This is a genomic window from Monashia sp. HAY1-5C (genome assembly GCF_056755255.1).
In genome coordinates, this window is sequence record NZ_JBPGXG010000191.1 from 1 (window position 1) to 6644 (window position 6644).

Sequence of the window (6644 nt, forward strand, 5' to 3'; positions counted from 1 at the left end):
TCCGTCGTCGGCAGCGTCAGATGTGTATAAGAGACAGAGCTGCAGCCGGACGACGTCGTGGTCCTCGAGCACGACGCCGAGACCGTCCGTTTCGCCGCCGGCCCGGACCCGGTGGTGCCGGGGCGCTACGGCCTCTGGCTGGACGGCGGCCTCGGGCACGCCCGCGTCGGGGACATCCTCGACGTGGACGACGTGTCGGTGACCCGCCGCCTGCTCGCCGTCGACCGCGGCCGGCTCGCGCCCGGGCCGGCGCGGTGGAACCAGTACTACTTCTGGGACCGGCCGCGGGTCAGCCTCGGGCTGCCGGACGAGGACGTCACGGTCCTGTCGGACGTCGGACCCCTGCCGGGGTGGGTCGTGCGCCCGGCAACGGGTCGCGGCCAAGACTGGGCCGTCCTCGTGCACGGCCGCGGTGCCCGGCGTGAGGAGACCCTGCGCGCCGTGCCGGTCCTGCGCGCGGCCGGGTGGACGAGTCTCGTGACGTCGTACCGCAACGACCGCGACGCGCCCCGGGGGCCGGACGGCCGGTACAACCTCGGGCTGTCCGAGTGGCGCGACGTCGAGGCCGCGATGGCCCACGCCGTGTCGCACGGTGCCCGTCGGCTCCTGCTCTTCGGCTGGTCCATGGGTGGGGCCGTGGTGCTCCAGGCCCTCGACCGGTCATCGCTCGCGGACCGGGTCGCCGGCGTCGCCCTCGACTCGGCGGTGCTCGACTGGGGCGTCGTGCTGCGTCACCACGGCCGGCTGCACCGCGTTCCCGCTGCGCTCGTGCGCGTCGCCACCGACCTCATGGGCTCGGCCCGCAGCCGCCGCCTCGTCGGCGTGCGCGAGCCCATCGACGTCGCCCGCACCGACTGGGTGGCCCGCGCCGACGAGCTGCGGGTCCCCATGCTCGTCATCCACTCCGACGACGACGACTTCGTGCCCATCGGGCCGGCGGTGGCGCTCGCGGCCAGGCGCCCCGACCTCGTGCACCTCGAGCGCTGGCAGGTCGCCCGGCACTGCCGGGAGTGGAACCACGACACCGCCCGCTGGGAGCGCGTCGTCGGTGCGTTCGTCGCCGGGCTGGGGGCGCCCCCGTCCGGGGGATGACCGACGTCTCAGCGTCGCACGGTCCAGCGGCCGAGCAGCGTCGCGTCCTGCTCCACGAGGACCGCCAGCTCCAGGTCGACGTCGAGCGGCGGTCCCGACACCGGGCGCGGGGCCCCGCCCGCGACGACCGCCGGCGTCACCGTGAAGCAGAGCTCGTCGACGACACCCGCGGCGAGCAGGCTGCCCAGCAGCGCCGGCCCGCCCTCGGTGTGCACCCGGGTCCAACCCCGCGCGTGCAGTCCGGCGACGAGCGAGACGAGGTCGACGCGGTCCTGCCCGTGCACGAGGACGTGGTCGGGCCCCAGCGCCGCACGCGCCGCGTCGAGCCCACGGGCACCGGCCGGTACCGCGAGGAGCACCGAGCCGTCGGTGAACGGCCGCACCGAGTCGGGGACGTCCCCGGAGTTGCTGACGACGACGAGCGGCAGGGGTTCCGGCAGGCCCTCATCCTCGCGCAGCGCGGCCAGTGCCGGGTCGACCGACAGAGCCGGGTAGTGCTCGGCCCGGACCGTGCCGGCCCCGACGACGACGCAGTGGCTCAGCGCCCGGAGCAGCTCGAAGACGACGTGGTCGGCATCGGTGTTGATGGTCCCCGAGCGACCGTCCGGACCCGTCGCGGCCCCGTCGAGCGTCGTGACCATGTTGGCCCGCAGCCAGGCGGGGGACGGCGGTCGGTACGCCGCGGCGAGCCCCTCGCTGTCGAGCTCGGTGAACGGGTCCAGGCCGGTCCGGCCGGGCACGAGGAGGCGCATGACGCCAGTATGGCGAGGCGTCTCCACGAGCGGCGGACCGCCGGCCGACGGGGTGGTCCAGCGCGTCCGCCCCTGCGGCGGGAGTCGGTCGGGCAGGATGGCGCCCATGGGCAAGAAGGGGTCGAGGAAGCGGTCGGAGAAGGGGTCCGAGAAGGGCCGCAGGAAGGCCGAGGAGAAGGCCCGCGAGACCGAGGACGCGGCGGCGTCCGTCGCCGACGACGGCGCGGCCCTCGGCGGGTTCGGCGACGCGCTGCGCGTCGGAACCGGGGACCTCCTGGCCGACGTCGACCCCGCCTCGACACCTGCCTTCCACGGCGGCAAGTCCGATGGCAGGGCGGCCCTCGAGTCGGGTCAGGCCGAGCTCAGCGACCTCCTGGAGAGGCTGTGGGCCGAGTCGACGGCCGGTTCGCGCCGGTCCGTGCTGCTCGTCGTGCAGGGCATGGACACCTCCGGCAAGGGCGGCATCCTGCGGCACGTCGTCGCCGTCAGCCCGGAGGGCGTCAAGGCCACCGCGTTCAAGGCGCCGACCGACGAGGAGAAGAAGCACGACTTCCTCTGGCGCATCGAGCGGGCCCTGCCCGGGCCGGGGCAGCTCGGCGTCTTCGACCGTTCGCACTACGAGGACGTCCTCGTCGTCCGGGTCCACGAGCTCGTGCCGCCCGACGTCTGGGGCGCGCGGTACGCCCGGATCAACGCCTTCGAGCGCGACGTCGTCTCGGCTGGCACGCACATCGTCAAGGTCATGCTGCACCTGTCCAAGGACGAGCAGCGGGCCCGCCTGCAGGAACGCCTCGACCGCCCGGACAAGCACTGGAAGTACAACCCGGGCGACATCGACGAGCGCGCCCGTTGGTCGGACTACATGCAGGCCTACCAGGCCGTCCTCGACACGACCTCGACGGTCGGGGCGCCGTGGCACGTCGTGCCGGCGGACCGCAAGTGGTACGCCCGGCTCGCGGTGCAGCAGCTGCTCCTCGAAGCCCTGCGCGAGATGGACCTGCAGTGGCCCGAAGCCGACTTCGACGTCGAGGTGGAGAAGCGCAGACTCGCCGAGAGCTGACTCAGCCGGCCCGGTCCACGACGTGGCCCGCGACGCCCGCGAGGTCGGCACCCAGCGTGCCGAAGACGTGCCCACGGGAGCCGTGGCCGCCGTGGACGCGGCTCGCGAGGAAGGCGTCGGCGACGGCTGCGGGGGAGTGCTCGACGACCAGGCTCGCCTGCAGCGCGACGGCCAGACCCTCGACGACCGAGCGCGCCTGGAACGCCGCACCGGGGGTGCCGGGGTCGAGAACGCGGGCGCGTGCCACCGCCGCGTCGACGAGCGCGTCTAGCTCCCGGCTGCGGCCGCGCACGCGCTGCAGCTCCTTCTCGAGCGCCTCCAGGCTGGCCGGCTCCCGGCCGAGGGCGCGCACGACGTCGAGGGCGTTGACGTTGCCCGAGCCCTCCCAGATGGAGTTGAGGGGGGCCTCGCGGTAGAGCCGCGCCAGGCCGTTCTCCTCGACGTAGCCGTTGCCGCCGAGGCACTCGAGCGCCTCTGCGACAACGGGGGCAGTGCGCTTGCACACCCAGAACTTGCCGAGCGCGACGCCGAGCCGGGCGAGCTCGGTCTCGCCGGCGTCGACGGCGTGCGCGAGGCGCATCGCGAGGACGGTGGCGGCTTCGGCCTCGAGCGCGAGGTCGGCGAGGACGTTGCGCATGAGCGGCTGGTCGACGAGCGGGGCGCCGAACGCCCTGCGGTGCCGCGCGTGGTGGACGGCGCGCGCCACGGCGTCGCGCATCGTCGCGGTGGAACCGAGGACGCAGTCCAGACGCGTCGCGCCCACCATGTCGATGATCGTGCGCACCCCGCGCCCCTCGTCCCCGAGCCGGCTGCCCCACGTGCCGTCCAACTCCACTTCGCTCGAGGCGTTCGAGCGGTTGCCGAGCTTGTCCTTGAGGCGCTGGAGGGCGAACGGGTTGCGCGTCCCGTCGTCGAGGGCCCGCGGCACGAGGAAGCACGTCAGGCCTCCCGGTGCCTGCGCGAGCACGAGGAAGACGTCCGACATCGGTGCCGAGCAGAACCACTTGTGCCCGGTGAGGCGGTAGGTGTCGCCGGGCAGCGGTCCGTCCGGGGTCGGCACGGCTCGCGTCGTGTTGGCGCGCACGTCCGACCCGCCCTGCTTCTCCGTCATGCCCATTCCGGCGATGGCCCCCTTCTTGGTGGCCACCGGTCGGATGCCGAACTCGTAGCTGCGGCTGGCGAGGGCCGGCAGCCAGCGCATCGCGTGCGTCGGGTCGTGCCGGAGCGCGGAACCCGCGGCGTACGTCATCGACACCGGGCAGCCGTGGCCGGCCTCGACGCGCGACCAGAGCATGAAGCCGGCCGCCCGGCGCGCGTGGGGGCCGGAGCGCGCCGGACGCGTCCACGGCTCGGCCGTCAGACCGGCGCCGACGGCCCGGTCCATGAGCCAGTGCCACGAGGGGTGGAACTCCACCTCGTCGACGCGGTTCCCCCGGGCGTCATGGGTGCGCAGCACCGGCACGTGCGTGTCGGCGAGACGCCCGTGCGCCTGCGCCTCCGCGGACCCGGCGAGCCGCGCCAGGTCGGCGAGCCCGTCGAGGTCCTCGGCGCCCACCCAGCGGTCGACCGCCTCGGCCAGGGCCGGGTCCTCGCGGAGGAGGTCGTGGTCCTCGTAGGGAGGGACCTGGTTCGTCACCTCGTGCGTGCCCATCCGCCGAGCCTAGGACGGGCCGAGGGGTGGACACGTGGCGGCGGGGCGTGTCGTGTCGCACACCCCGCCCCTGCGCGCCGCGCCCGGTTAGCCTCGTTCGGTGACGGTCAAGGAGCGGGTTCGAGCGACCCTGCGGCGTGTGCCGGGGGGCCTCGCCGTCGGGCGGCTCACCGTTCGGACCGTCGACGTCTGCCTCGAGTACCGGGTCACCGGCCTGGCCGCCGAGGCGGCGTTCTTCATGCTGCTGTCGCTGCCGCCGCTCGTCCTCGGGCTCTTCGGCGGCCTCGGCTACGTCAGTGCCTGGATCGGTCCGGAGAACGTCGACACGGTCGTGAGCTCGATCCGTGACTACGCCGCGCGGTTCCTCACCCAGGAGAGCATCAGCGACCTGCTCGTGCCGACGGTCCAGGACGTCCTGCGACGCGGGCGTCCGGAGCTGGTCTCCGTCGGGTTCCTCCTGTCGCTGTGGTCGGGGTCGCGGGCCCTCAACGTCTTCATCGACACGGTCTCGATCATGTACGGGCAGAAGGACGTCCGCGGCATCATCCGGCTCCGGGTACTCAGCCTCGGCCTGTACACCGTGAGCACCGTCGCCGGCGTCGTGCTCCTGCCGCTCGTCCTCCTCGGTCCGCAGCTGGTGTCGGACTGGCTCCCGGACTCCCTCGCCCTGCTGCGCTACCTCTACTGGCCCGCGCTGCTCGTCTTCAGCGTCGTCGCGCTGACCACCCTGTACCACGTGGCGACGCCGCGCCGCGGCCCGTGGCGCCGCGACCTCCCGGGTGCCCTGCTGGCGCTGGCGATCTGGCTCGGCGCCTCGTACATCGTCCGCATCTCGCTCGCGGCCTCGCTCGGCGGCTCGACGATCTACGGTCCGCTCAGCGCGCCGATCGTCCTGCTCATCTGGCTCTACTTCCTCGCCCTGGCCATCCTCATCGGGGCGGGGCTCAACGCCGCGACCCGCGTCCTGTGGCCGGTCGAGCTGACCGAGCACCGGCCGCCGAGCATCGGCCAGTGGCTGGCCCGGCGGGGGGCGCAGGAGCGCCAGGCGGCGCGCGGCCGCCGCACCCGGGTGCCTGTACCGGCCGACGCCAAGCAGACGGATCCCGGGGCGGCACGCGAGCCCGAGTCGGAGGGTCGGGAGACCCGCGAGCATCCCGGGGAGGGCGAGCGTGGAGCCGGTTTTGTGTCGCGCAGACCGATCCGCTAGTGTCTACCTCGCACCGAGCGGGGAGTTACATCGCTGGTGTTCCCGCGGACGTAGCTCAGTTGGTAGAGCGCAACCTTGCCAAGGTTGAGGTCGCCGGTTCGAGCCCGGTCGTCCGCTCGGAGGCAAATCGGTACTTGCCTTCACGGTGGAGTGGCCGAGAGGCGAGGCAGCGGCCTGCAAAGCCGCGTACACGGGTTCAAATCCCGTCTCCACCTCGGGTACGACAACACCCCAGGGCGATTGGCGCAGTGGTAGCGCGCTTCCTTGACACGGAAGAGGTCACTGGTTCAAACCCAGTATCGCCCACCAGCACGAGAGGCCCCCGGCGCCGCCGGGGGTCTCTCGTCGTTCCCGGAGGGTCCCGGTCCGCGAGGGCGAAGGGGGACGTTCCGGACGCGGTGACCGCCGGGGGCTCGCCACGCAGCGGCGCGACGGTGCATGTCGGGCAGGCGGATTCGCCGCGGGCCGGTGCGTCCGCTATGGTCTACCTCGCAGCCGAGGGCATCGCCCGGAGCAGCACGCGCGGACGTAGCTCAGTTGGTAGAGCGCAACCTTGCCAAGGTTGAGGTCGCCGGTTCGAGCCCGGTCGTCCGCTCCACGCAGGAGGGCCTCACGACCTGGTCGTGGGGCTCTCCGGTGGGTGGTCCGGTCCTCAGCGGCCGGCCGCCCACGACCGAGGGCGATTGGCGCAGTGGTAGCGCGCTTCCTTGACACGGAAGAGGTCACTGGTTCAAACCCAGTATCGCCCACCACCGGACGCCGCGTCCGGCCCGCACCGGGCCGGGCGTCGCGGGCCCGGTGGCGTGCGGACGTAGCTCAGTTGGTAGAGCGCAACCTTGCCAAGGTTGAGGTCGCCGGTTCGAGCCCGGTCGTCCGCTCCAC

General features: G+C 73.4%; 5 protein-coding genes and 6 tRNA genes. 9 read left to right on the forward strand and 2 right to left on the reverse strand.

Annotated elements, in window-relative coordinates; all coding sequences use genetic code 11:
• Nucleotides 1-183: 183 nt before the first annotated feature.
• Nucleotides 184-1092 (forward strand): alpha/beta hydrolase family protein, encoded by a 909-nt coding sequence (locus ACR9ZK_RS20065; RefSeq protein WP_481343735.1) that lies wholly within the window; start codon nucleotides 184-186, stop codon nucleotides 1090-1092.
• Nucleotides 1093-1100: 8 nt separating this feature from the next.
• Here ACR9ZK_RS20065 and ACR9ZK_RS20070 read toward each other — a convergent pair whose 3' ends face one another.
• Nucleotides 1101-1844 carry a dihydrofolate reductase family protein gene (locus tag ACR9ZK_RS20070; RefSeq protein WP_481343736.1) on the reverse strand — a complete coding sequence of 248 codons (744 nt, stop codon included), beginning with the start codon at nucleotides 1842-1844 and terminating at the stop codon, nucleotides 1101-1103.
• Nucleotides 1845-1950: 106 nt separating this feature from the next.
• Between ACR9ZK_RS20070 and ACR9ZK_RS20075 the strand changes: the two genes are divergently transcribed.
• The gene (locus ACR9ZK_RS20075) at nucleotides 1951-2904 is read left to right on the forward strand and encodes a PPK2 family polyphosphate kinase (protein WP_481343737.1); all 954 of its coding nucleotides are present in this window, start codon (nucleotides 1951-1953) and stop codon (nucleotides 2902-2904) included.
• A gap of 1 nt (nucleotide 2905) precedes the next feature.
• On the opposite strand, the gene ACR9ZK_RS20080 is transcribed toward ACR9ZK_RS20075, so the two are convergent.
• The gene (locus ACR9ZK_RS20080; protein ID WP_481343738.1) at nucleotides 2906-4555 is read right to left on the reverse strand and encodes an acyl-CoA dehydrogenase family protein; all 1650 of its coding nucleotides are present in this window, start codon (nucleotides 4553-4555) and stop codon (nucleotides 2906-2908) included.
• A 100-nt stretch (nucleotides 4556-4655) separates the two neighbouring features.
• Here ACR9ZK_RS20080 and ACR9ZK_RS20085 point away from each other — a divergent pair, with 100 nt between their 5' ends.
• The 7 genes from ACR9ZK_RS20085 to ACR9ZK_RS20115 all read left to right on the forward strand — a co-directional run bounded on the left by ACR9ZK_RS20085 (nucleotide 4656) and on the right by ACR9ZK_RS20115 (nucleotide 6643).
• Nucleotides 4656-5762: a YihY/virulence factor BrkB family protein gene (locus tag ACR9ZK_RS20085; RefSeq protein WP_481343739.1), complete on the forward strand. Its 1107-nt coding sequence runs from the start codon at nucleotides 4656-4658 to the stop codon at nucleotides 5760-5762.
• 44 nt (nucleotides 5763-5806) lie between these two features.
• Nucleotides 5807-5879 (forward strand) — tRNA-Gly (locus ACR9ZK_RS20090).
• A gap of 27 nt (nucleotides 5880-5906) precedes the next feature.
• A tRNA-Cys gene (locus ACR9ZK_RS20095) sits at nucleotides 5907-5977 on the forward strand.
• Nucleotides 5978-5996: 19 nt separating this feature from the next.
• Nucleotides 5997-6071: transfer RNA gene (locus tag ACR9ZK_RS20100), tRNA-Val, on the forward strand.
• Between the two features lie 213 nt (nucleotides 6072-6284).
• A tRNA-Gly gene (locus tag ACR9ZK_RS20105) sits at nucleotides 6285-6360 on the forward strand.
• A gap of 79 nt (nucleotides 6361-6439) precedes the next feature.
• A tRNA-Val gene (locus ACR9ZK_RS20110) sits at nucleotides 6440-6514 on the forward strand.
• A 53-nt stretch (nucleotides 6515-6567) separates the two neighbouring features.
• A tRNA-Gly gene (locus tag ACR9ZK_RS20115) sits at nucleotides 6568-6643 on the forward strand.
• Nucleotide 6644 lies beyond the last annotated feature (1 nt).

Excerpts from the sequence above, each read along its gene's own strand:
- ACR9ZK_RS20080 (WP_481343738.1), bottom strand. The coding sequence starts at position 4,555 with ATGGGCACGCACGAGGTGACGAACCAGGTCCCTCCCTACGAGGACCAC.
- ACR9ZK_RS20070 (WP_481343736.1), bottom strand. The coding sequence starts at position 1,844 with ATGCGCCTCCTCGTGCCCGGCCGGACCGGCCTGGACCCGTTCACCGAG.
- ACR9ZK_RS20075 (WP_481343737.1), top strand. The coding sequence starts at position 1,951 with ATGGGCAAGAAGGGGTCGAGGAAGCGGTCGGAGAAGGGGTCCGAGAAG.